18 protein-coding genes are annotated in these 23839 nt (G+C 69.4%); 13 read left to right on the forward strand and 5 right to left on the reverse strand.

Annotated elements, in window-relative coordinates; genetic code table 11:
• Nucleotides 1-201 precede the first annotated feature (201 nt).
• The 4 genes from CBM2594_RS22340 to CBM2594_RS22355 are packed head-to-tail and all read left to right on the forward strand — an operon-like array spanning nucleotide 202 to nucleotide 2818.
• On the forward strand, nucleotides 202-1740 hold the full coding sequence (locus tag CBM2594_RS22340; RefSeq protein ID WP_116358943.1) for a hypothetical protein: 1539 nt from the start codon (nucleotides 202-204) through the stop codon (nucleotides 1738-1740).
• A 60-nt stretch (nucleotides 1741-1800) separates the two neighbouring features.
• Nucleotides 1801-2136 (forward strand): 2Fe-2S iron-sulfur cluster-binding protein, encoded by a 336-nt coding sequence (locus tag CBM2594_RS22345; protein WP_116359727.1) that lies wholly within the window; start codon nucleotides 1801-1803, stop codon nucleotides 2134-2136.
• Nucleotide 2137: 1 nt separating this feature from the next.
• The gene (locus CBM2594_RS22350) at nucleotides 2138-2455 is read left to right on the forward strand and encodes a ferredoxin (protein WP_116358944.1); all 318 of its coding nucleotides are present in this window, start codon (nucleotides 2138-2140) and stop codon (nucleotides 2453-2455) included.
• Between the two features lie 33 nt (nucleotides 2456-2488).
• The gene (locus tag CBM2594_RS22355) at nucleotides 2489-2818 is read left to right on the forward strand and encodes a 2Fe-2S iron-sulfur cluster-binding protein (RefSeq protein WP_116358945.1); all 330 of its coding nucleotides are present in this window, start codon (nucleotides 2489-2491) and stop codon (nucleotides 2816-2818) included.
• A gap of 39 nt (nucleotides 2819-2857) precedes the next feature.
• Here CBM2594_RS22355 and CBM2594_RS22360 read toward each other — a convergent pair whose 3' ends face one another.
• Genes CBM2594_RS22360 through CBM2594_RS22370 form a run of 3 tightly spaced genes read right to left on the reverse strand, consistent with a single transcriptional unit; the run spans nucleotide 2858 to nucleotide 6500 of the window.
• Nucleotides 2858-4579 carry a cobaltochelatase CobT-related protein gene (locus CBM2594_RS22360; RefSeq protein ID WP_116358946.1) on the reverse strand — a complete coding sequence of 574 codons (1722 nt, stop codon included), beginning with the start codon at nucleotides 4577-4579 and terminating at the stop codon, nucleotides 2858-2860.
• Nucleotides 4576-5604, reverse strand: coding sequence for an AAA family ATPase (locus CBM2594_RS22365; protein ID WP_116358947.1), 1029 nt, complete (start codon nucleotides 5602-5604; stop codon nucleotides 4576-4578). Before CBM2594_RS22365 ends, CBM2594_RS22360 begins: the two co-directional genes overlap by 4 nt.
• 47 nt (nucleotides 5605-5651) lie before the next feature.
• Nucleotides 5652-6500, reverse strand: coding sequence for an IclR family transcriptional regulator (locus CBM2594_RS22370; RefSeq protein WP_116359728.1), 849 nt, complete (start codon nucleotides 6498-6500; stop codon nucleotides 5652-5654).
• Between the two features lie 333 nt (nucleotides 6501-6833).
• Here CBM2594_RS22370 and CBM2594_RS22375 point away from each other — a divergent pair, with 333 nt between their 5' ends.
• The 8 genes from CBM2594_RS22375 (at nucleotide 6834) to pdeM (ending at nucleotide 18635) form a co-directional block, all read left to right on the forward strand.
• Entirely contained in the window at nucleotides 6834-8264 is a 1431-nt protein-coding gene (locus CBM2594_RS22375; protein ID WP_198048194.1) for an amino acid permease, read from the forward strand.
• 131 nt (nucleotides 8265-8395) lie between these two features.
• Nucleotides 8396-9958: a MocR-like pyridoxine biosynthesis transcription factor PdxR gene (pdxR, locus tag CBM2594_RS22380; RefSeq protein WP_116358948.1), complete on the forward strand. Its 1563-nt coding sequence runs from the start codon at nucleotides 8396-8398 to the stop codon at nucleotides 9956-9958.
• Nucleotides 9959-10098: 140 nt separating this feature from the next.
• Nucleotides 10099-10500, forward strand: a complete 402-nt coding sequence (locus CBM2594_RS22385) for a nuclear transport factor 2 family protein (RefSeq protein ID WP_116358949.1) — start codon at nucleotides 10099-10101, stop codon at nucleotides 10498-10500.
• Nucleotides 10501-10515: 15 nt separating this feature from the next.
• Nucleotides 10516-11961 carry an NAD(P)/FAD-dependent oxidoreductase gene (locus CBM2594_RS22390; protein WP_116358950.1) on the forward strand — a complete coding sequence of 482 codons (1446 nt, stop codon included), beginning with the start codon at nucleotides 10516-10518 and terminating at the stop codon, nucleotides 11959-11961.
• Nucleotides 11962-12416: 455 nt separating this feature from the next.
• A complete protein-coding gene (locus CBM2594_RS22395) occupies nucleotides 12417-13535 on the forward strand; it encodes a ligase-associated DNA damage response exonuclease (protein WP_116358951.1) in 1119 nt (372 codons plus the stop codon).
• Nucleotides 13532-15205, forward strand: a complete 1674-nt coding sequence (locus CBM2594_RS22400) for an ATP-dependent DNA ligase (protein WP_116358952.1) — start codon at nucleotides 13532-13534, stop codon at nucleotides 15203-15205. Before CBM2594_RS22395 ends, CBM2594_RS22400 begins: the two co-directional genes overlap by 4 nt.
• Complete coding sequence (locus CBM2594_RS22405) at nucleotides 15202-17919, forward strand: ligase-associated DNA damage response DEXH box helicase (RefSeq protein WP_198048195.1); 2718 nt, start codon at nucleotides 15202-15204, stop codon at nucleotides 17917-17919. The genes CBM2594_RS22400 and CBM2594_RS22405 overlap by 4 nt, the downstream gene beginning before the upstream one ends.
• Nucleotides 17916-18635, forward strand: coding sequence for a ligase-associated DNA damage response endonuclease PdeM (pdeM, locus tag CBM2594_RS22410; protein ID WP_116358953.1), 720 nt, complete (start codon nucleotides 17916-17918; stop codon nucleotides 18633-18635). Before CBM2594_RS22405 ends, pdeM begins: the two co-directional genes overlap by 4 nt.
• On the opposite strand, the gene CBM2594_RS22415 is transcribed toward pdeM, so the two are convergent.
• On the reverse strand, nucleotides 18620-19393 hold the full coding sequence (locus tag CBM2594_RS22415; protein ID WP_116358954.1) for an SDR family NAD(P)-dependent oxidoreductase: 774 nt from the start codon (nucleotides 19391-19393) through the stop codon (nucleotides 18620-18622). The genes pdeM and CBM2594_RS22415 overlap by 16 nt on opposite strands.
• A gap of 783 nt (nucleotides 19394-20176) precedes the next feature.
• Here CBM2594_RS22415 and fusA point away from each other — a divergent pair.
• Entirely contained in the window at nucleotides 20177-22240 is a 2064-nt protein-coding gene (gene fusA / locus CBM2594_RS22420; RefSeq protein WP_116358955.1) for an elongation factor G, read from the forward strand.
• Between the two features lie 292 nt (nucleotides 22241-22532).
• On the opposite strand, the gene boxA is transcribed toward fusA, so the two are convergent.
• Nucleotides 22533-23813: a benzoyl-CoA 2,3-epoxidase subunit BoxA gene (boxA, locus tag CBM2594_RS22425; RefSeq protein WP_116358956.1), complete on the reverse strand. Its 1281-nt coding sequence runs from the start codon at nucleotides 23811-23813 to the stop codon at nucleotides 22533-22535.
• Nucleotides 23814-23839: the final 26 nt, after the last annotated feature.

Raw genomic sequence — 23839 nt, forward strand, 5'->3', positions numbered from 1 at the left:
GTGCACCATCACGTGACATGCGGCGCCCGTCAGCCCAATAAATGTGCGGGTTACAGGCGGATCGCACCGCTTTGGCATCCGCGTAAGCCCCAATGAAAAATCGCTTGGCGCGGCATCATGTCGGAATATAGTATACCGAAACGGACCGAGCGAAGTCCGATAGAACCCGCCCCCAAACCCCTCCGCCCCCAGGGAGTCTTCATGTCACAACAAGTCGTGATCGGTGCCGCGCACTGGATCTATCTGTCAGGGGTAGCAGTCATCGTGCTGACGATGATCCTGCGCGCCAATGTCGTAGTCCCGTCGATCGTCGGCACCGCCCTGGTCGTATTTGCGCTGACCGGCAGCCCCGTGTCGGCGCTGGCGGGGGTGTTCTCGGCCAGCCTGGTCGCCGCGCGCGAGTTGTTCAACATCTTCCTGGTGATCGCGTTCATGACCGCGCTGCTCAATGCGCTCAAGACGCTGCGCTCGGACATCCGCATGGTCGAGCCCTTCCGCGTGGTGATGAAGAACGGGCATTCGGCGTTCTTTATCCTGGCAGGCATCACCTATATGATCTCCCTGTTCTTCTGGCCGACGCCGGCCGTGCCACTGGTATCCGCCATCCTGCTGCCGGCCGCGATCGCTGCCGGGCTGCCGCCGCTGGCGGGCGCGATGGCGATTGCCATTGCGGGTCAGGGCATGGCGCTGTCGTCGGACTATGTGATCGGCGTCGCGCCCGGCATCAGCGCCAAGGCCGCCGGCGCGGCGGTCAGTGCCGCGGTGGTGGCAGACCGCGCGCTGGCGCTGTCGCTGATCACCGGCGGCATTGCGCTGTGCCTGGCCTACCTGTCGATGCGCAAGCACATCGTGCCGGCCTGCGGCACGCTGCTCGACCGCTGGCAGGCGCGCGCCGGCGGCAGCGCCGAAGCCATCGATGGCGGCATCACCTTCGACAAGGCCGAGATCGCGAAGGGCACCGCCCACGCCGAACCGCTCGGCACCGACAGCAATATCGAAGCCAGCCTGTCGATGGTCGCGCTGCGGCGGGTGAAGTGGTCCAAGTGCTTTGCCATCGTGACGCCGCTGGCCTTTCTTGCCGTGGTCGCCGTGATGGTGCTGCCCAAGCTGGGCGCCGGCGTGCATGACCTGAAGGGCGGCGAGGCCGCCGCGCTGGTGGGCGGGGTCGCGGCGGTGCTGATGATGCTGGCGACGCTGGCCGCGGAAGGCCCGCGCCGCATGCTCGATGTCTGCCCGGAGCACATCACCGACGGCTTCGTCTTTGCCTTCAAGGCCATGGGTTCGGTGCTGCCGATCGCGGGCTTCTTCTTCGTCGGCGCCGGCGAGACCGCGGCGCAGATCCTCGGCCTGCCGCCGGGCAAGGCGCCCAGCCTGCTGTTCGAGCTGATCCAGGCCTACCAGCACCTGATTCCCGACAACCACATGCTGGTCGCCTTCGGCGTGCTGCTGGTCGGCATGATCACCGGCATCGACGGCTCCGGCTTCGCCGGCCTGCCGCTGACCGGCACGCTGGCGGGCGCGCTGGGCCCGGTGGTCGGCTTCGACCCCGCAACGCTGGCGGCGGTCGGCCAGATGGGCGCGGTCTGGACCGGCGGCGGCACGCTGGTGGCGTGGTCATCGCTGATCGCGGTGGCCGGCTTTGCCCGCGTGCCGGTGCTCGAAGCGGTGCGCGCGTTGCTGATCCCGGTGCTGATCGGCCTGGCCTGCTCCACCGTGGCGGCGATGGTGTTGTGGTCGTAGGCGAAAGCAGCAACGCGCCGACTTTACTGTCCTATTTCGTGTCCTTTGCCCAAACCGACGATGCCAAAAGTCATCCTGCACAAGTTCGGCCAGACCTTTACCGACGAGGTCGGCCCCAGGACCAACCTGGTGGTCCGCGCCGGCATCCGGCAGTTCCCCTACCCCAACCTGCAATACGAATGCGGCATGGGCAAATGCTCTAAGTGCGCGTGCCGCGTGATCGCCGGCGCGGAGCACCTGCCGCCGCCCAACTGGAAGGAAAAGAAGCAGCTTGGCGAACGGCTCGCACACGGCTACCGGCTTGCCTGCCAGCTGTGGATCGAGCATGACATCGAACTGGCCCAGGACGATGTGCCAGCGCCTGCCGCGCTGGCCGGGGCGACCGCGGGGGCCTGACATGTTCGTGCTGCTGACCAGCCGCCCCGGCCAGTTCCGTACCGAACCGACCGACGGCATGACCGCCGTCGAGGCCTACGACTACGTCTTCTACGGCAAGCGCACCGCCCGCTTCGTCATTGCCGAACTGGGCGCCGATACCAAGGTCCGGGTGCGCGAGGAAACGCCGCCCGGCATCGTCAACCTGGTCTCGACCCGTTTCCTCGACAAGTACGCGACGCTCCAAGCCGCCCGCGACGCGCTGCACCAGCTGGCCAGCTTCGGCAGCATGGACATTACCCTCGTACCCGTGCCGGTTGCCGTGGACGGCCGCTCCTGAAGCCTTACGCCTGCACGCCAGGCATTTATCGCCATGATCCAGATCACCTTCCTCACCAACCACGGCAAGACCGTCAGTGCACCGGCCAATAGCAACCTGCTGCGCGTGTCGCTGCGCGAACAGGGCGGCATCCCGTTCAAATGCGGCGGCGGGCTGTGCGGCACCTGCAAGTGCCGCATCGAGCAGGGCCGCGAGCATACCGATGCGGTCAAGCCGAAGGAAAGGAAGCTGCTGACGGAAGCCGAGCTGGCCGATGGCTTCCGGCTGGCATGCCAGACCTTCATGGCCGGCGATATCGCGGTCTCGTGGCAGCCGAAGACGATGCCCGGGCGGCCTCAGCCGGCCGCCGCCGGCAGCGAATAGGCGAACGGTGCACGCCAGCGGGCCCGGGTGGCGCGGCCGCTACCGCCGCCGCGCTCCCACAAGCCCCGCCACCTCATCCAGCATCGCCATATCCACCGGCTGCGACAGGTCCAGCGCCAGCGTATGCCGGTAATACGGGCTCAGGTCCAGCCCTACCCCCAGCCCCAGCACTTCGACGTCGCGCAGCGCTTCGTGCCGCGCCACCACCGCCTTGAGGTGGTTGTCGAGATAGCAGGCGTCGTTGGCCTGCCCTGTGGCGGTGTCCATGGGGCTGCCGTCGGACACCACCACCAGGATGCGGCGAGCCTTGCCAGTGGCGTGCAGGCGCGCACAGGCCCATTCGACGGCTTCGCCGTCCACGCCTTCGCGGAACAGGTCGGCCTTCAGCAGCGCCGTGATGTCGGTGCGCGCGCGGCGCCAGCTGCGCTGCGCGTCCTTGAACACCATGTGGCAGGTTTCGTTGAGCCGGCCGGGGTGCTGCGGGCGGCCACGGGCGAGCCAGTCGCTGCGCGCGCGGCCGCCGTTCCAGGCGTTGGTGGTGAAGCCCAGCACTTCGGTGGCGACGCCGGCCTGGTCCAGGGCGCGGCTGAGCAGGTCGATCAGCAGGGTCAGGGGCTCGGCCTGCGCCTTCATCGAGCCGGAGCAGTCGACCAGGAAGCCGACCACGCAGTCGGCGTGGGCCTTGTGCGCTTCCTGGCGGAACAGCCGGCGCTCGGCGGGCGAGCTGACCAGCTGCGCCAGGCGGCGGCCGTCGATGCGGCCGCTTTCCTCGCCGAAGGACCAGCCGTCGACGCGCGGTTGCGACAACGCGGCGCGCAGCCGGCGGGCCAGCCGGGCGAGGTTCACGCCCGCGCGCGCGATGCGTGCGTCGAGCCGCGTGCGGTACTCGTCCAGCAAGGCGCGGCGCACCAGCGTGGCGGCGCGCACTTCGCGGTCGTAGCGGGTGGTGTAGATGCGGTAGCCGTCAGTGGCGTCGGCGAGCACGCGGCTGTGGCCGCTGTCGGCCACGGCAAAGTCTTCCGCGGGCGGTTCGTCGAAGTCGAGCCACAGCGCAAAGCCCGCGCGTGCGGCGGAGGCGGCCTTGTCGTCGTCTTCACCGGCCCCGGGCGCTTCGGTGCGGATCATCTGCGCCACCGCGTGCGCCAGCGCCAGCGCGTGCGCGGCATAGGCGGCCTGGTCGTGGCGGTGCGCTCGCAGCCCCGCCAGCGGGGTGCCCAGCCTCGGCACGATGGCGGCGCGCGTGGCCTCGATCAGGTCTTCGGTTTCTTCCAGCACCGGCTCGCCGTTCAGGCGCGACCACGCCACCTGCGCCACCGTATAGAGCAGGATGCCGAGATGCCCGTCGGTCAGCCCGGAACGATGGAAGGCGCGCGACCACGCCAGGAAGCGATGGCGCAGGTTGGCCGCGACGCCAGCCATGCCGCGCGGCAGGCGGGTCTCGCAACGCAACTGCTCGAGCAGTTCGAACAGCAGGCGCTCGACCGGATCGGCCGGGCATAGCTGCCGATGCAGCGCGGCGTCGGAATGCGCCTGGCGCAAAGCGGCGCCATCGGCCGCGCCGCGCAGGCAAGTGGCCGTGTCGGTTTCGAGGTCAGTGCGCAGGTGCGGCGCATGCTGCGGCAGCGGGCGCAGCGCGCGCCAGAGCTGGCCGTCGCGGAAATGCAGCGCCGCGTCGCCGGTGAGCGCGCGCACGGCCGCGCCGGACAGTTCATCCTGACGCTGGCGCCGGCGCAGCTGCTGGGCGAGCGCCGCCGCGTTCATCGCGCGGGCTCCGCCGCGGCGCTGACGCCGGCGGCCTCGCCCGGCAGGTGGCCGAAGCAGCGCTGGTAGTACTCCGCCACCACCGGGCGCTCGGCTTCGTCGCACTTGTTCAGGAAGGTCAGGCGGAAGGCGAGCGCTGGGTCGCGGAAGATCTGGCAGTTCTCGGCCCAGCTGATCACCGTGCGCGGCGACATCAGCGCCGACACATCGCCGGCGGCAAAGCCGCGGCGGGTCAGGCCGGCCAGCGCGACCATGGCATCGACCAGCGCGCGCCCGTCGGCGTCGTCCAGCTCGGGCACGCGTGCCAGCACGATGCCCGCCTCTTCGTCGTGCGCCAGGTAGTCCAGCGTCGCCACCACGTTCCAGCGGTCGATCTGCGCGTGGTTGAGCAGCTGCGTGCCGTGATAGAGCCCGTTGACATTGCCCAGGCCCACGGTATTGGATGTCGCAAACAAGCGGAAAGACGGATGCGGGCGGATCACGCGGTTCTGGTCCAGCAGCGTGAACTTGCCGTCGCGCTCCAGGATGCGCTGGATCACGAACATCACGTCGGGCCGGCCCGCGTCGTATTCGTCGAAGATCAGCGCCACCGGGCGCTGCAGCGCCCACGGCACGATGCCTTCCTGGAACTCTGTGACCTGGCGCCCGTCGCGGATCACGATGGCGTCCTTGCCGACCAGGTCCAGCCGGCTGATGTGGCCGTCCAGGTTGACGCGCACGCACGGCCAGTTCAGCCGCGCCGCCACCTGCTCGATATGGGTCGACTTGCCGCTGCCGTGCAGGCCCTGCACCATCACGCGCCGGTCGCGCATGAAGCCGGACAGGATCGCCAGCGTCACCTCGGGCTGGAAGCGGTAGGCCGGATCGATCTCCGGCACGTGGTCGTCGCGCTGGCTGAAGGCCGGCACCATCAGGCCGGAATCGATGCCAAACACGCTGCGCACCGGAATCATCCGGTCCGGCTTGCCGAACTGTTCTTGCGTCACCTCATGCTCCTCGTTGCCTCGTGGCTCGTCGCCATCCATGCGATCGGCACGGCGGCAAGCGGAGCATTTCCGCGTGACGCCGTGCGCTATTCGTCCTCTTCCGCGGCGTCCGTGGCCTCGGCGCCGCCCTGCCAGTGGCCGGCGCTGTCGGCCTCGATCTTCGACAGCGCCGCCGCCGCGCGCTGCAGCGCGGGCAGCAGCTGCACCGCCTTGTCGCGCGCCACGCGCATCACCGGGGCCTGCAGCGCCAGCCCGAGGTTGGACTTGCCGCCATCGGCCGCCGGCACCAGCACGCCGATGCAGACCAGCCCCGGCAGGAATTCTTCATCGTCCATCGCGTAGCCGTCGCGCTTCACGCGCTCCAGTTCCGCCTCCAGCTGCGCGTGGTCGGTCAGCGTGTTCTGCGTGTAGCGTTCCAGCTCCACGTTGGCCAGCAGCCGCTGCCGCTGCGCCGGCGCCAGCTGCGCAAGGAACAGCTTGCCGGTGGCCGAGCAGTGCGCCGGCACGCGCGAGCCCGGATGCAGGTAGAAGCGCAGCGGCGCCGCCGTTTCCACGCGATCCAGGTACAGCACCTCGCCGCCGGAAAACGCGGTCAGGTTGCAGCTCTCGCCCACCTCTTCCACCAGCCGGCGCAGCACCATGTGGCGCGCGCCGTGCGAGGTGCTGTTGAGCAACAGGTTCTCCGCCAGCCGGCGCAGCCGCAGGCCGGTGCCGTATTGCCGCCCGTCGCCGTTGCGCTGGATCAGCCCCGCTGCCTCGAGCTGCTGCAGCATGCGGTGCAGCGTGGGCTTGGGCAGTCCGGTTTCTTCCACCAGCGCCTGCAGGTTGAAGGACTGGTCCTTCTCGGCGATGACCTCGAGCAGGCCGAACAAGCGCAGCGCCGGCGTGTCTCCGTCCGGCCTGGCTTCACTTTTGGCGAGGCGCATATCGTTCATGCCTGGCTCCATCATAGGTAAGTTTCATTTTCAGAGTCAAATCATATCAATTATCGAAACTTCGGGTTGACCTTCCCGCTCGGACGGCCTACATTCCGGTTAAACCATAATTTTTCGGAACTTCTGGTTCCATTTTTTAAGCGAATACCGGAGACAAGCGACATGTACGGATAGGCCATCCTCTTCCGGGGATTGCAAATACTGAACGACCACGGCCCAGGCTGGCATTTACTGCCCTGCCACCTATACCGAAGAGAAGCCGTGGCGCCTGCCTTAAACGCTGGACTGGCTGCGATGCAGTACCGACAGCAAGCGCAGCACAGGAGACACAACATGATGCAACAATCACCGTCCGCCAACGGACTATCCCACGGCCTCAAGCAACGCCACATGACCATGATCGCGCTCGGCGGCGTGATCGGTGCGGGCCTCTTCGTCGGCAGCGGCGTGGTCATCAAGTCGGCCGGCCCGGCCGCGGTCATTTCCTTCCTGATCACCGGCCTGCTGGTGGTGCTGGTGATGCGCATGCTGGGCGAGATGGCGTGCGCCATGCCCGGCGGCGGCGGCTTCTACGAGTATGCACGCGAAGCCTGGCGCGACCGTCCCGCGGTCGGCAAGCTGGCCGGCTTCCTGACCGGCTGGATGTACTGGTATTTCTGGGTCATCGTGGTGGCGCTGGAAGCGGTGGCGGGCGCGGACCTGGTGCGCTACTGGCTGCCCGATGTACCCAACTGGATCATCAGCCTGGTGCTGCTGGTGATGCTGACGCTGACCAACCTGGTCTCGGTCAAGTCATTCGGCGAGTTCGAATTCTGGTTTGCGTCGATCAAGGTGGCCGCGATCATGGTGTTCCTGTTCGTCGCGGGCGTCTATGTGCTGGGCCTGGCTCCCGGGTCGCACGGCATGGAGGTGGCCAACCTGACCGCCAACGGCGGCTTCATGCCCAACGGCATCGTGCCGGTGCTGACGGGCGCGGTGGCGGCCACCGGCTTCTACTTTGGCGCCGAGATCGTCACCATCGCCGCCGCCGAGACCGCCGAGCCGCAGAAGGCGGTGGCCAAGGCCACCAGCTCGGTGATCACGCGCGTGCTGGTGTTCTATGTCGGTTCGATCCTGCTGGTGGTGTGCCTGGTGCCGTGGAACTCCACCAGCATCGCCACGCCGTACGTCAGCGCGCTGAACGTGATGGGCGTGCCGGCGGCCGCGCAGATCATGAACGCGATCGTGCTGACCGCGGTGCTGTCGGCGCTCAACTCGGGCCTGTACGCGTCGTCGCGCATGCTGTTTGCGCTGACCCGCCGCGGCGACGCGCCGCAGTCGCTGGCCCGCGTCAGCCGCAACGGCGTGCCGGTGCGCGCCATCCTGGTGGCGACGCTGTTCGGCTACGGCGCGGTGGTGATGTCCTATGTCTCGCCCGATACGGTGTTCGCCTTCCTGGTGAATTCATACGGCACGGTGGCGATCTTCGTCTACATCCTGATCGCGATCTCGCAGCTGCGCCTGCGCTCGCGGCTGGAGCGCGAGGCGCCGGGCCAGCTGCGCGTGCGCATGTGGTGCTATCCGTACCTGACCTATGTGGCGATCGTCGGCATGCTCGGCATCGTGGTGGCGATGGCCTTCATCCCTGACCAGCGCACGCCCCTGGCGCTGGGCGTGGTGAGCCTGGCGCTGCTGCTGGTGGCCTACGCGGCGCGGCAACTGTTTCGGCGTGGGCAGGTAGTGCCGCTGGCGGAGGTGCCGCGTCCTGAGCTGCACGAGTATTGATGCATGCCTGACGATGCCTGACGATGCCTGGGCCATTGCAACCCAACCATGACTGACGTGGCGCGCCGGTGCAGTATGCTGGCGCGCTTCGCCATTCAGCGCTTCGCCATCCACAACACGCCCCCTGCCCCATGAGCCTGAAGTCTCCCACCACCCTCTGGTCGCAGCTGTTCCAGCAGCATGTGCATTCGGGCCTGAGCCTGCAGGGCAAGATCCGGCAGATGCTGGTCTCGGCCATCCTCGACGAGCAGCTGCCGCAGGGCGAGCCGCTGCCCAGCAGCCGCGAGCTGTCGGCGCAGCTGCGCGTGGCGCGCAACACGGTGGTGCTGGCGTACCAGCAGCTGGTCGACGAGGGCTACCTGGTGGCACGCGAGCGCAGCGGCTACTTCGTCAACCCGGAGATCCTCGGCACCCGCGTCAGCGGCGTCGCCTCGCTGCGCGGCGAGCCCGTGCCCGCGCGCGCGGGCGAGCCCGACTGGGAACGGCGCTTCGTGTTCCGCCCGACGCAGCAGCGCAATATCGTCAAGCGCGCCAACTGGCGCGACTATCCCTACCCCTTTATCTACGGCCAGTACGACCCGGCGCTGTTCCCCACCGCGGACTGGCGCGAATGCTGCCTGAAGGCGCTGAGCGTGCTCGACATCCACGACTGGGCGCAAGACATGATCCTGCGCGACGACGAGTCGCTGGTGCAGCAGATCCGCACCCGCGTGCTGCCGCGCCGCGGGGTCTGGGCCGGCACCGACGAGATCGTGATCACCGTGGGCGCGCAGCAGGCGCTGTACCTGCTGGCCGACCTGCTGGTCAGCCCCGACACGCCGGTGGGCATCGAAGACCCCGGCTATCCGGACGCGCGCAATATCTTCGGCTCGCACACTGCCAACCTGGTGCCGCTGCCCGTCGACAACGACGGCCTGACGCTGTCCGATGCGCAGCGCGCCTGCGACTACGTCTACGTGACCCCCGGCCACCAGTGCCCGACCACCGTCACCATGCCGCTGGCACGCCGCCAGGCGCTGCTGCGGCAGGCCGAGGAAGCGGACTTCGTGCTGATCGAGGATGACTACGAGGCCGAGAGCCGCTTCGAGGGCGACCCCACGCCCACGCTCAAGAGCCTGGACCGCAGCAACCGCGTGATCTACGTCGGCAGCCTGTCCAAGAGCCTGGCGCCGGGGCTGCGCATCGGCTACATCGTCGGCCCCGCCGCGCTGATCGCCGAGCTGCGCGGCGCGCGGCGGCTGATGCTGCGGCACCCGTCGGCGTATATCCAGCGCGCGTTCTCGCTGTTCCTGTCGCTGGGCCACTATGACGCGCACCTGCGCCGGCTGGCCGCGGCGCACCGCGAGCGCGCCGAAGCCGTGCTGGCGGCGCTGGCCACGCATATGCCCGACTTCCACGCGGTGCCGATCGCCGGCGGCGCGTCATGCTGGATCGAGGGGCCGGGCTGGCTCGATGCCGATGCGCTGGCGCGGCTGGCGGAACTGCAGGGCGTGCTGATCGAGCCCGGCAGCGTCTTCTTCATGGCCGAGCCCGCGCCGCGCAACGGCTTCCGGCTGGGCTACTCGTCGATCTCGCTGGATCGCATCGAGCCCGGCATCCGCGTGCTGGCCGGCGTCGCGCGTGAACTGCAGGCCACCGCCGGCGGCACGGCGGCCCCCGCCGCCGTCACATCGCGAGCGCGCCCCGCCGCCTGACCTGGGCCGCGGCGGGCCTTGCGCCGCTGGCCCAAGCGATTGTCCCGAACTGGCGCTACAGCGCCGCGGCCGGCTTCCCTATCCTCGAGTCATGGCCGGTTCCCCACGGACCGGCCCACAACACTCACGGAGACCAAGCCATGTCCAAGGACAATACCGCCGCCGGCATCGAACTGCTGCAAGCCTTCAACGACGCCTGGAACCGCCACGACATCGACGCGCTGATGGCCTGCATGGCCGATGACTGCGTGTTCCACGGCGTGGCCGGCCCCGACCTGCTGGGGCGCAGCTTTATCGGCCGCGAGGCGGTGCGCGAAGGCTTCCAGCTGGCCTGGCAGACCTTCCCCGATGCGCAGTGGGTCGATGGCGACCACTTCGTCGTGGGCGACCGCGGCGTCAGCGAATCGACCTTCCGCGGCACCCGTGCCGACGGCGCCCGCATCGAGGCGCGCATGGTCGACGTCTTCACCTTCCGCGGCGGCAAGATCGCGGTAAAGAACGCCTACCGCAAGGACCGCCCGCCCGTGGTGGCCGCGGCCTGAGCGAGGAGACGCGCCATGCAAGCCGTAGCCCCCCGCAGCAGCCTCCTGGCCGGCGAGCAGTCGACCGCGCCGACCCGGCCGTACGACCCCGCCTACGACCCGCTGCACACCCCCACGCCCGGCCATGGCCGGGAATACGCCCCCACCTACTGGATCGGTACCGCGGGCGAGCCGCCCGCCGACGACGGCCCGATCACGCATGACATCGACGTCGACGTGGCGATCATCGGCTCGGGCTTCACCGGCCTGACCTGCGCCATCTTCCTGGCGCAGGAATACGGCATCAAGGCTACCGTGCTCGAGGCCAACCGCGTCAGCTGGGGCTGCAGCACGCGCAACGGCGGCCAGGCGCAATGCGCGTCGGGACGGCTCAAGCGCTCGCAGTGGATCCAGCGCTACGGACTCGATACCGCGCTGCGCCTGCATCGAGAGGTCTGCGACGGCATGGAGACCTTCAAGGGGCTGATCCGGAACATCGACTGCGATCCGCAGCCCGGCGGCCACCTGTATATCGCGCACCGCGACAAGGTGATGCCCGCGCTGGAAAAGGAAGCCAAGCTGCTGCGCGAGGTGTTCAACTACGATGCGCGCATCCTCGACGCCGCCACCGTGCGGCGCGAATACGTCGACGACAAGGAAGCCGCGGGCGCCATGCACGAGCCCGAAGGCATCGGCATCCATGCCGGCAAGCTGGCCTTCGGCTACCTGCGCCGCGCGCGCGAACTGGGCGCCCGGGTGCATCCGTCCAGCCCCGTCACCGGCTGGGAAACGCGCAACGGCGTGCACTACCTGCGCACCCCCGGCGGCATCGTGCGCGCCCGCGCGGTGGGCGTGGCCACCGGCGGCTACACCTCGCAGTCGCTGCACCGCGAGCTGAAGAACCGGCTGTTCCCGATCCTGTCGAACTCCATCGTCACGCGCCCGCTCACCGCCGACGAACTGGCCGCGTGCAACTTCCGCACCACGCAGGTCATCACCGACACCCGCATCCTGCGCCACTACTACCGGCTGATGCCCGACGGCCGCCTGCAGATCGGCAGCCGCAGCGCCATCACCGGCAACGACGCGCCGCAGGACCAGTACAAGCAGAAGCTGATCGCCGACATGCACCGCAAGTTTCCCGCGCTGCAGGGCATCCAGGTCGACTATTCCTGGTGGGGCTGGGTCGACGTCAGCCACGACATGATGCCGCGCATCACCCAGCCGGATCCGGCGCAATCGATCTACTACGCCATGGGCTACGGCGGCAACGGCGTGATGTACTCCGCCCAGGCCGGCAAGCGCCTGGCCGCGCTGATCGCGGGCAAGTCGTCGGCGCTGCCGGAACTGCCGATCTTCGGCTCGCCCCTGCCGTTCCCGAACGTGCGCGAGATGGTGGAATCGCAGATGTTCGCGCCGTTCCGCAGGCTGGGGCAGCGGGTGTTGTATCACTGGTATCACTGGAAGGACGACGTGTTCTGAAGGTGCGGCGCTGCTTGCCGGGCGCGACTGCGTTTGCCACCGCCCAGCGTGATCGCTCCCCTACCCAGGAACCTTCGCCAAGCCTTTGATTTGGTTAGTGCGACCAAAAAATCAAAGACCACCGTCATTCCCGCGAAAGCGGGAACCCAGCGACTTTGAGAAGCGCTTGCGCTTCAAAGACACTGGGTCCCCGCCTACGCGGGGACGACGTGTCGGTTACTGTGAGCAAGCCGGCATGGCCAGCGTGCGGGCTACTCTCCCGCGCGCGGGAGAAGGGAACAAACCGTCGTGCCCAAGCACAGCCTCTGCGCCCTGCATATTGTCAGACCCCCACCGACACCCGAACCAGCGCCCACCGCCTCCACGCCCCGCAATCCCGCGCAGTATGATGCCCTGGTCTCCCTCCGCGGGAGCATCGCGGCCGCGCGCCGGCCGCAGTGCATCAGGAGGCACGCTTGGACTCGACCCGGCAGCTACCGCCCGAACTTGCGCACCCGGCCACACGCCCCGGCGACCTCATCGTCGCGCGGCCGGAAGGCCTCTATTGCCCGCCCGGCGATTTCTACATCGATCCCTGGCGCCCGGTCGAGCGCGCCGTCATCACCCATGCCCATTCCGACCACGCCCGCTTCGGCCACGCGCACTACCTGTGCGCCGCGCCCGGCCGCGGGGTGCTGCTGGCGCGGCTGCCGGGCATCCGGCTCGATACGCTGCGCTACGGCGAGCGCATCACCCACCACGGCGTCACGCTGAGCCTGCATCCGGCCGGGCACGTGCTGGGCTCCGCGCAGGTGCGGCTCGAGCACGGCGGCCAGGTCTGGGTGGCCTCCGGCGACTACAAGCTGGAAGCCGACGGCACCTGCGACCCGTTCGAGCCGGTGCCGTGCGACACCTTCATCACCGAAAGCACCTTCGGCCTGCCGATCTACCGCTGGCCGCCGCAGGCCGCGCTGATGGCGGAGATCTTCGACTGGTGGCAGGCCAATGCCCGCGCCGGGCGCGCCAGCGTGGTCTACGCCTATACCTTCGGCAAGGCGCAGCGCATCCTGCACGGCGTGCTGCGCCATGCCGGCGCCGACGGCATGCCGGGCCCGGTGATCGTGCATGGCGCGCTGACGCAACTCAACGCCGCCTATGCCGGGGCGGGCGTCGCACTGCCGACGACGGCGCTGGTGTCCGAGCTGCCCGCGCGCAGCCCGCTGCTGCGCCAGGCGCTGGTGGTGGCGCCGCCGTCGGCGCAGCGCTCGCCGTGGCTGCGGCGATTCGGCGATGCCTCGGACGCCTTCGCCAGCGGCTGGATGCAGCTGCGCGGCACGCGCCGGCGGCGCGGCGTGGACCGTGGCTTTGCGCTGTCGGACCATGCCGACTGGCCGGGGCTGCTGCAGGCGATCGGCGCCACCGGCGCCGGCCGCATCATCGTGACCCACGGCAACGTGCCGGTGATGGTGCGCTACCTGAACGAACGCGGCTGGCAGGCGCAGGCCTTCGATACCGAGTACGGCGACGACGATGAAGCCGCGCGCCCGGACAACGCGGCGTCCGCCGAACCGAACCCGGCAGAGGCCGCGCCATGAAGGCCTTTGCCGAACTCTACGCCGCGCTGGACGGCACCACGTCCACCAAGGCCAGGCTGGCCGCGCTGGTCGACTACCTGCGCGCCGCGCCGCCCGAGGATGCCGCCTGGGCCGTGTATTTCCTTGCCGGCGGCAAGCCGCGCCAGATCGTGCCGGTGTCGCAGTTGCGCGACCTGGCGCGCCAGGCCGCCGACCTGCCCGACTGGCTGTTCGAAGAGAGCTACCAGGCGGTCGGGGATCTCGCCGAAACCATCGCGCTGCTGCTGCCGGACCCGCGCGATGCCGACCATGCCGGCCTGGCCGAATGGGTCGAGCAACGGCTGCTGCCGCTGCGCGGGCTGGCGCCGGAGGCGCTGATGCCGCGGCTCGACGCGTTGTGGCGGCCGCTCGACGCGCACGGCCGGCTGGTGCTGTTCAAGCTGATCACCGGCGCCTTCCGCGTGGGCGTGTCGCGGCTGCTGGTGACACGCGCGCTGGGCGAGGTGGCCGGCATCGACCCCAAGCGCGTGGCCGAGCGCATGGTCGGCTACACCGATCTCTCTGCGCGGCCCGACGCGGCGCGCTTCCTGGCCCTGCTGGCGCCCGAGGACGAAGGCGACCACGCGCTGCGCGCCGGCGGCCAGCCGTATCCGTTCTTCCTGGCGCACCCGCTGCAGGCGCCGGTCGAGCAGTTCGACACCGTGCTGGGCGCGCCCGGCGCGTGGCTGGTCGAGTGGAAGTGGGATGGCATCCGCGCCCAGCTGGTGCGGCGCGGCGGCCAGACCTGGCTGTGGTCGCGCGGCGAGGAACTGATCACCGAGCGCTTCCCCGAAATCGTCGAAGCCGCCGCGCAACTGCCGGACGGCACCGTGCTCGACGGCGAGATCGTGATCTGGCAGCAGGGCCGCGTGCAGCCGTTCGCGCTGCTGCAGCAGCGCATCGGCCGCAAGACGCTGGGCGCCAGGCTGCTGCGTGATGCCCCGGCGATCCTGATGGCGTACGACCTGCTCGAATGGCAGGGCGAGGACTGGCGTACCCGCCCGCAAGCCGGGCGCCGTACTCAACTGGAGCAGGTGGTGGCGGAATACGTCCACCCCGCGCTGGAACTGAGCCCGCTGGTCGGGGCCGACAACTGGGAACACTATGCCCGCCTGCGCGACGCCTCGCGCGAGCTGGGGGTGGAGGGCTTCATGCTGAAGGCCGCCGGCGCGGCCTATGGCGCGGGCCGCACCAAGGATGTCGGGGTCTGGTGGAAGTGGAAGATCGACCCGTACTCGGTCGATGCCGTGCTGGTCTACGCGCAGCGCGGCCACGGCCGCCGCGCCAGCCTCTATACCGATTTCACCTTCGCGGTCTGGAACGGCCCGCCGGGCACGCCTGGCCGCGCGCTGGTGCCGTTCGCCAAGGCCTATTCCGGACTGACCGATGCCGAGATGCGCGCCGTCGACGCCATCATCCGCCGCACCACGGTGGAGAAGTTCGGCCCGGTGCGCAGCGTGGAACCGACCCAGGTATTCGAGCTGGGCTTCGAAGGCATTGCCCGCAGCGGCCGCCACAAGAGCGGCATCGCGGTGCGCTTTCCGCGCATGCTGCGCTGGCGCACCGACAAGCCGATCGAAGAGGCCGACACGCTGGCCACGCTCGAAGCCATGCTGCCGGCGGCCGGCGCGCCGCGCGAGGATGCGGCATGAATCCGCCCCGCGCCGCACGCCAGACGGCGACGGCTGCGATCGATCCGGCCCCGCCCGCCACGCAGCCGCTGACCGTTGCCCAGGGCATGCAGGCGCTGTTCGACGCGCGCGGCTGGCAACCCTTCGCCTTCCAGCGCGAAGTCTGGACCGCGGTCGCGCGCGGCCAGAGCGGGCTGCTGCATGCCACCACCGGCACCGGCAAGACCTACGCGGCGTGGCTCGGTGCGCTGATGGCGTTTGCCACGCCGCGCGCGGCCCCGTCGCACGACAAGCCCGCGCCGCCGCTGACCGTGCTGTGGCTGACGCCGATGCGCGCGCTGGCGGCCGACACCACGCGCGCGCTGCAGGCGCCGCTGGCCGAGCTCGATCTCGACTGGACCGTCGCGCTGCGCACCGGCGACACCGGCAGCGCCGAGCGCGCGGCGCAGCAGCGGCGCTTCCCCACCGCACTGGTGACCACCCCCGAAAGCCTGACGCTGATGCTGACGCGTGCCGACGCGCACGATACCCTGCGGCGCGTGCGCATGGTGGTGGTCGACGAATGGCACGAGCTGCTCGGCAACAAGCGCGGCGTGCAGGTGCAGCTGGCGCTGGCGCGGCTGCGGCAATGGCAGCCCGCGCTGATGGTGTGGGGGCTGTCCGCCACGCTAGGCAACCTGCCGCACGCCGCCGACGTGCTGCTGAGCGGCATTCCCGGCGAGCGGCGCGTGCTGGTGCACGGCCATACCCCGAAGCAGCTGGTGATCGACACCCTGCTGCCCGACAACGCCAGCCGCTTCCCGTTTGCCGGCCACCTGGGGCTGTCGATGCTGCCGCATGTGGTCGAAGAGCTGGCGCACGGCGGCACCACGCTGGTGTTCCTCAACACGCGCTCGCAGGCCGAGCTGTGGTACCAGGCGCTGCTCGACGCGCGGCCTGAGTGGGCCGGCGAGATCGCGCTGCACCACGGCTCGCTCGACCGCGCGGTGCGCGAATGGGTCGAGCTGAACCTGAAGAACGGCGCGCTGCGCGCGGTGGTCTGCACCTCCAGCCTGGACCTTGGCGTCGACTTCCTGCCGGTGGAGCGTGTGCTGCAGGTGGGCTCGCCCAAGGGCGTGGCGCGGCTGCTGCAGCGCGCCGGGCGCTCGGGCCATGCGCCGGGCCGCGCCTCGCGCGTGACGGTGGTGCCGACGCACAGCCTGGAACTGGTCGAGGCCGTGGCGGCGCGGCACGCGGTGCGGGCCGGGCGGATCGAGGCGCGCGAGTCGCCCGACAAACCCCTCGACGTGCTGGTGCAGCACCTGGTCACGGTGGCGCTGGGCGGCGGCTTCCGGCCGGAAGCGCTGCTGGCCGAGGTGCGCTCCGCCTGGGCCTACCGCGGGCTGACCGGCGACGAATGGCAGTGGTGCCTGGATTTCGTGCGCCAGGGCGGCGCCACGCTGTCGGCGTACCCGGATTTCCGCCGTGCGGTGCCCGACGAGGAAGGCGTCTGGCGCGTGCCGGACGCGGGACTGGCGCGGCGCCATCGCATGAGCGTGGGCACCATCGTCAGCGATGCCACCATGCAGGTGCGCTACTGGAGCCGCGCGGGCACCGGCGGCGCCTCGCTGGGCTCGGTGGAAGAAGGCTTTATCGCGCGGCTGGCGCCCGGCGACTGCTTCCTGTTCGGCGGCCGGCTGCTGGAGCTGGTGCGGGTGCAGGAGATGACCGCCTTCGTGCGCCGCGCCACCGGCAGGCGCCCGGTGGTGCCGCGCTGGAACGGCGGCAAGATGCCGATGTCGACCGAGCTGGCCGAGGCGGTGATCGACACCCTCGCCGCCGCCGCGGCGGGCCGGCTCGATCCGCGCGACACGCCCGAGCTGCCGCTGATCCAGCCGCTGGTCGACCTGCAGGCGCAGTGGTCCGCGCTGCCCTCGCGCCACACCCTGCTGGCCGAATCGCTGCATTCGCGCGAGGGCTGGCACCTGTTCCTCTACCCGTTCGCCGGGCGCTCGGTCCATCTTGGCCTGGGCAGCCTGCTGGCCTGGCGGCTGGGGCAACAGGTGCCGGCCACGTTCTCGGTGGCGGTCAATGACTACGGGCTGGAACTGCTGGCGTCCGCGCCGGTGGACTGGGCCCGCTGGCTGCCGCAGGTGCTGGCCGACGAACGCCGGCGCGATCTGGCCGCCGATGTGCTGGGCAGCCTGAACGCGGGCGAGCTGTCGTTGCGGCGCTTTCGCGAGATTGCCCGCATCGCCGGGCTGATCTTCCAGGGCTACCCTGGTGCGCCCAAGAGCGCGCGCCAGCTGCAGGCATCGTCCAGCCTGTTCTACGAGGTGTTCCGCAAGCATGACCCCGGCAACCTGCTGCTGGGCCAGGCCGAACGCGAAGTACTGATGCAGGAGCTGGACGCGCACCGGCTGGCCGCGACGCTGGAGCGGCTGTCCGCACTGAAGCTGGACCTGCACGCGCTGAAGCGGCCCACGCCGCTGTCGTTCCCGCTGGTGGTGGAGTTCCTGCGCGAAAAGCTCAGCACCGAAAAGCTCGCCGATCGCATCGCCCGGATGCTGGCCGACCTGGAACTGGCGGCCGGGCCCGAGCCCGGCGAAGCCGCCGGCATGCCGGCCGGGGTGATGGCCGACGCCGTGGCCGAAGCCGCGCGCTTCGGCATGGCCGACCACGCCGGCCCGTCCGCCCGTACCGCGCGCCGGCCGCGGCGCCCGCGCAAGCCGTCGAAGCCGTTGCCGCTGCTATGAATCCCGACGCCCGCACCTTGCAGCAGGGCGGCGCGCTTGCCGTCTCGGCCGTCGGCGAAACGCTGTGGCTGCTGCCTGAACATGCGCTGTGGTGGCCGGCGGCCAGCATGCTGATGGTGGCCGACGTCCATTTCGGCAAGGCCGCGGCGTTCCGCGCGCTGGGTCAGCCGGTGCCGCACGGCACTACCGGCGACAACCTCGCAGTGCTGACCCGCCTGGTGCGGCAACTGCCGGTCGACGAACTGGTGTTCCTGGGCGACTTCCTGCACGCGCGCGCGTCGCGCACGCCGTCGGTAATGCAGGCGCTGTACGACTGGCGTCAAGAATTGCCGGCGCACTTGCGCTGCACGCTGGTGCGCGGCAACCACGACGCGCGCGCGGGCGACCCGCCCGCGTCGCTCGAGATTGCCGTGGTGTCCGAGCCGGCGGTGGCGGGGCCGTTCGCGCTGTGCCATATGCCCGGCACTTCACCGCTCGGCTATGTGCTCGCCGGTCACCTGCACCCGGCCTGCCGGCTGCGCGGCAGCGGCGCCGACAGCCTGCGCCTGCCCTGCTTCCTGTTCGGGCCGCGCGGCGCCATCCTGCCCGCGTTCGGCGCCTTTACCGGCCATGCCACGGTGCGGCCGCAGGCCGACGAGCGCGCCTATGTGGTCGGCGGCGGCAGGGTCTGGCCGGTGGGGCCCAGGCGTCAGAACAGCGGTCAGAACAGCGTGTAGCCGCCGTCGATGACGAAGGTATCGCCGGTGTGGTAGGCCGAGGCCGGGCTCATCAGGTAGACCGCGATGCCGGCGAAGTCGCTGCCCTCGCCCCAGCGGCGCATCGGCACGCGCTTGTGCACCATCTCCTGGAACGCATCGTTGCCCTGCGCCGCGCTGGTCATCTCGGTCTTGATCCAGCCCGGCAGGATCGAATGGGCGCGGATGCCCTTGCGCGCGTACTCCACCGCAAGCCCACGCATCATCGAGATCACGCCGCCCTTGGTGGCGGCGTAGTGTTCGGCGCGCGGCGCGCCTTCGATCGCGGCGACCGAGGCCGTGCTGCACAGCACGCCGCCCTCGCCCTGCACCAGCATCTGCCGCACCGCCGCGCGCAGCGTGAAGAAGGCCCCGTCCAGGTTGACGCGCAGGGTCCGGCGCCAGGTCTCGGTGGCCATCTGGTCGAACGGTCCCTTGTTGCCGCTGCCGACGCCCGCGTTGGCAAAGCAGCCGTCGATGCGGCCCAGCGCCGCCACCGTGCGCGCCATCGCGGCGTCGACCGCCTGCTCGTCGCCGACGTCGCACAGCTCGGTATGCACCCTGCCCCCATGCCGGCCCAGCCGGTCTGCGGCAGCGGCGTTCTTGTCCGCATTGGTGCCCCAGATTGCGATATCGGCACCGGCCGCGGCCAGCCCTTCGGCAATGCCCAGGCCGATGCCGCCATTGCCGCCGGTCACCAGTGCCACCTTGCCGCTCAGGTCGAACGGATGCTTGCTCATGTCTGTCTCCTCGGATGGTTTGTCGCTGTCTTGGCCGGACATTGTTGCCAGGACCGGCGCCAAAGCTCGTCGTCGGATCAGATGAAATTGCCCGGGGAAAGTAGAGAGAGAAGAAAACAGGGAAGCGGCGTGGCGCTGCCACGCCGCATTGCAGCAAGGGCACCGTCAGGTGCCAGCGGATCTGCGCGTGCTGCGGGCTGCCGGGCCGCTGGCCCCGCGCCGGCACGCCGCGCGATGTGGGCCTAGCGCAAGCCGAAGAAGCTCAGCACCGCGAGAATGATGACCACGGCCCCAACCAGCCAGACGATATTCATGACAGCTCTCCTTGTTCAAATGATTCAGCGCTGCTGAGGTCGGACGCCGACCGACGCCGCGTGGCGAGTGGGAAGGTCGACCCCGCGCGACCTGCTCATCGCTGCGGGATACGCCGCAACATTCATGCCGACGCGCCGGGTGCCGTGGCGTTCGCGCGCTGCGGCGGTTCTGCGCAGGACCCGCACCCGGCAGCGGCGTGACGTTCGGGATTACACGGCAAAACAACGCCTGAATTACAAACGCGCGAAACCTGCGTCGCGCCAGCCGTGCTGCAGCGCATCAGCGCCGCGGCGGCCGGGCCAAGCGCCGTCCCGGCACTGGCGATGGCCGGGGCCGAGCGCCCGCTGCACCACTTGTCGCTGCCGTCGAGTCTGGCATGGCACCGTGGCGGGCACGCGTCTATGTCGCTTCCGCCGAATTTCGCCAATAATGCCCTGAGAGTCATTGCCGGACGAACCGAGAGCCACCATGCACGAGAGTCCCGATGCCATCCGCACTGTCGCCCTGCTCGGGCACGCAGGAAGCGGCAAGACCTCGCTCGCCGAGGCACTGTTGCATAAGGGCGGTGCGGTGCACACGCCCGGCAGCATCGAGCGCGGGTCCACCGTGTGCGACAACGATCCGCTCGAGCGCAAGTACAAGCGCTCGCTCAGCGCCGCGGTTGCCCACCTGCACTACCGCGACACCCGCATCTACCTGATCGACACCCCCGGCTACCCGGATTTTTCCGGGCACGCCATCAGCGCACTGGCCGCGGTGGAGACCGCGGCCATCGTCATCAATGCGCAGACCGGCATCGAGATGACCACGCGCCGCGCCATGGCGTGGGCGCAGGCGCGCCAGCTGTGCCGGATGATCATCATCAACGGCATCGACGGCGACAAGGTCGACCTGCCCGCATTGCTGGCGGAGATCCAGGAGGCCTTCGGCAAGGAATGCCTGCCCATCAACCTGCCGGCCGACCACGGCGGCAAGGTGGTCGACTGCTTCTTCAATCCGGCCGGCGAGTCGGATTTTTTATCGGTGGCGTCCGCGCATGATGCGCTGATCGACCAGGTGATCGAGATCGACCCGGAGCTGATGGAGCTGTACCTGGAGCAAGGCGAGGCCATCACCCCCGAGCAACTGCACGCCCCGTTCGAGCGCGCGCTGCGCGAAGGCCACCTGGTGCCGATCTGCTTTACCTCGGCGGCCACCGGCGTCGGCATCGAAGCCCTGCTGGACGTGTTCGTGCGGCTGCTGCCCAATCCCACCGAAGGCAACCCGCCGCTGTTCTACCGCGCCACCGGCGCGGACGCCGAGGGCACGGAGCAACGCCGGGCGGTGCGCGCCGAGCCGGTGCCCGACAAGCATGTGCTTGCGCATGTGTTCAAAGTGGTGATCGACCCCTATGTCGGCAAGCTGGCGATATTCCGCATCCACCAGGGCACCATCACGCGCGACAGCCAGCTCTATATCGGCGAAGGGCGCCAGCCGTTCAAGGTGGCGCACCTGCTGCGGCTGCAGGGCAAGGAAACCCAGGAAGTGCCGCGAGCCGGCCCGGGCGATATCTGCGCGGTGGCCAAGGTCGATGAACTGGGCTTCGACGCGGTGCTGCACGACGCCACCGAGGACGGCGACATCCACCTGACCCCGCTGGAATTCCCCACGCCCATCTACGGGCTGGCGATCGAACCGGCGCGGCGCGGCAACGAGCAGCGCCTGGCCGAGGTGCTGCACAAGCTCAGCGCGGAAGACCCCTGCCTGCGTGTCGAGCATCCGGCCGGCACCAACGAGACCGTGGTGTTCGGCCTGGGCGATTTCCACCTGCGCTGCGCGCTGGAGCGGCTGACCGAGCAGTACAAGCTGGAAGTGGCGACCCGCCCGCCCAAGATCGCCTACCGCGAAACCATCGGCGCGAAGGCGGAGGGCCATCACCGCCACAAGAAGCAGACCGGCGGCGCGGGGCAGTTCGGCGAGGTGATGCTGCGCGTCGAGCCGCTGGCGCGCGGCGCGGGCTTCGATTTTGTCGATGCGGTCAAGGGCGGCGCGATTCCAGGGCAATTCATTCCCGCGGTCGAGAAAGGCATCCGCCAGGCGCTGGACAGCGGACCGCTGGCGGGCTTTCCGATGCAGGACGTGCGCGTGACCGTGTACGACGGCAAGAGCCACCCGGTCGACTCCAAGGAAGTCGCGTTCGCGACCGCGGGGCGCAAGGCCTTTATCGACGCGGTGCTCAAGGCCCGGCCGAGCGTGCTGGAGCCGATCGTCGATATCGAGGTCACGGTGCCAGGCAGCGCCATGGGCGACATCATCGGCGACCTGTCGACCAAGCGCGGCCAGGTCCATGGCACGCGCACCGCGGCCGGCAACGCGGTGATCGTCGCCGGGCAGGTTCCGCTGTCGGAGCTCAACGACTACCAGTCACGGCTGAACAGCATCACCGGCGGGCATGGCAGCTACACCATCCAGTTCAGCCACTACGACAACGTGCCGCCGGCGCAGCAGGAGAAGATGGCGGCGCGCCACAGGGCGCAGGTGGATACGGAGTGAGGCACAGCATCGGGGACATTGCGCATGCGATTGTGTACTCCCTACCCAGGAACCTTCGCTAAGCCATTGATTTTTTAGTGCCACCAAAGAATCAAAGACCACCGTCATTCCCGCGAAAGCGGGAACCCAGCGACTTTGAGAAGCGCTTGCGCTTCAAAGACACTGGGTCCCCGCCTACGCGGGGACGACGTGTCGGTGACCGGGAGCAAGTCGGCATGGCAAGCGTGCGGGCTACTCTCCCGCAAGCGGGAGAGGGGAGCAAACCGGCAGGGCGCTGCGGGACGCAGCACGTTCAATACGTCTCCAGATGCAACCTCCCCTCCCGCTTCATCCCCTCGGCCAGCGCCTCCCAGTTCAGCCCCGCCTGCTGCGCCACGTCGCGCAGCGCCAGCACCACGCCCTCTTCCATGCTCTTGAGCCCGCAGACATAGAAGTACGTATCCGGTGAAGACAGCAACGCCGCCAGGTCAGCCGCGCGCTCGCGCATCAGGTCCTGCACGTAGCGCCTGGGCTGTCCCGGCGTGCGCGAGAACGCCAGGTTGATGTCGATGAAGTCCCTGGGCAGGTTCTGCAGCGGGCCGAAATACGGCAGCTCCTCGCGCGTGCGCGCGCCGAAGAACAGCATCAGCTTGCCGCCGTCGAACTTGCCCGCCTGGCGCAGCCGCCGGCGCCATTCGGTCATGGCGCGCATCGGTGCGCTGCCCGTGCCGGTGCAGATCATCACGATGTTCGAGCGCGGATGATTCGGCATCAGGAAGCTGGCGCCAAACGGGCCGATCACTTCCACCCGGTCGCCGACCTTCAGGTCGCACATGTAGTTGGAGGCGACGCCGCGCACCGGGTTGCCGTCGTGGTCCTGCAGCACGCGCTTGATCGTCAGCGACAGGTTGTTGTAGCCGGGGCGCTCGCCGTTGCGCGGGCTCGCGACCGAATACTGGCGGGCGTGGTGCGGGCGGCCGCCGGCATCGGTGCCCGGCGGCACGATGCCGATCGACTGGCCTTCGAGCACCGGGAACGGCGTCGCGCCGAAGTCCAGCACGATGTGGTGGGTGTCGTACTCGCGGCCGACTTCGGTCACGCGCACATTGCCGGTCACGGTCGCGGTGATGGTCTTGTGCGCGGACTTCGCGCCATACAGGTTGGTGTAGGCATGCGCGGCGGACCACGGCGGCACCGTGGCGCCGTAGCGGGCGCTGTGGAAGGCGTCGTCATCGGCGCCGGCCACCGGCGACGTGGCGGGCATCTCCGGCGCGGCGGTCTGCATCCCGGCGCCGGGCGCCAGGTCGGCCAGTTGCGCGGGCGTCAGTTCTTCCGGCAGCGCGTCCCAGGTGAGCTGCTCTGCGATGCTGTAGGCGCGCAGCTTCGGCATGGCGCGCCAGTTGTCGATCGAGCCGGTCGGGCACGGCGCAATGCAGGCCATGCACAGGTTGCACTGGTCGGCGTCGACCACGTAGTTGCGCGAGTCGTGCGTGATCGCACCGACCGGGCAGGTGGCTTCGCAGGTATTGCAGCGGATGCAGATCTCGGGATCGATCAGGTGCTGCTTGATGACTTGAATTTCTGCCATGTCCATGGCGGTCTCCAAAAAATCAGAGGGCT

The sequence above is a fragment of the Cupriavidus taiwanensis genome, from assembly GCF_900249755.1.
Lineage (GTDB): Bacteria > Pseudomonadota > Gammaproteobacteria > Burkholderiales > Burkholderiaceae > Cupriavidus > Cupriavidus taiwanensis_D.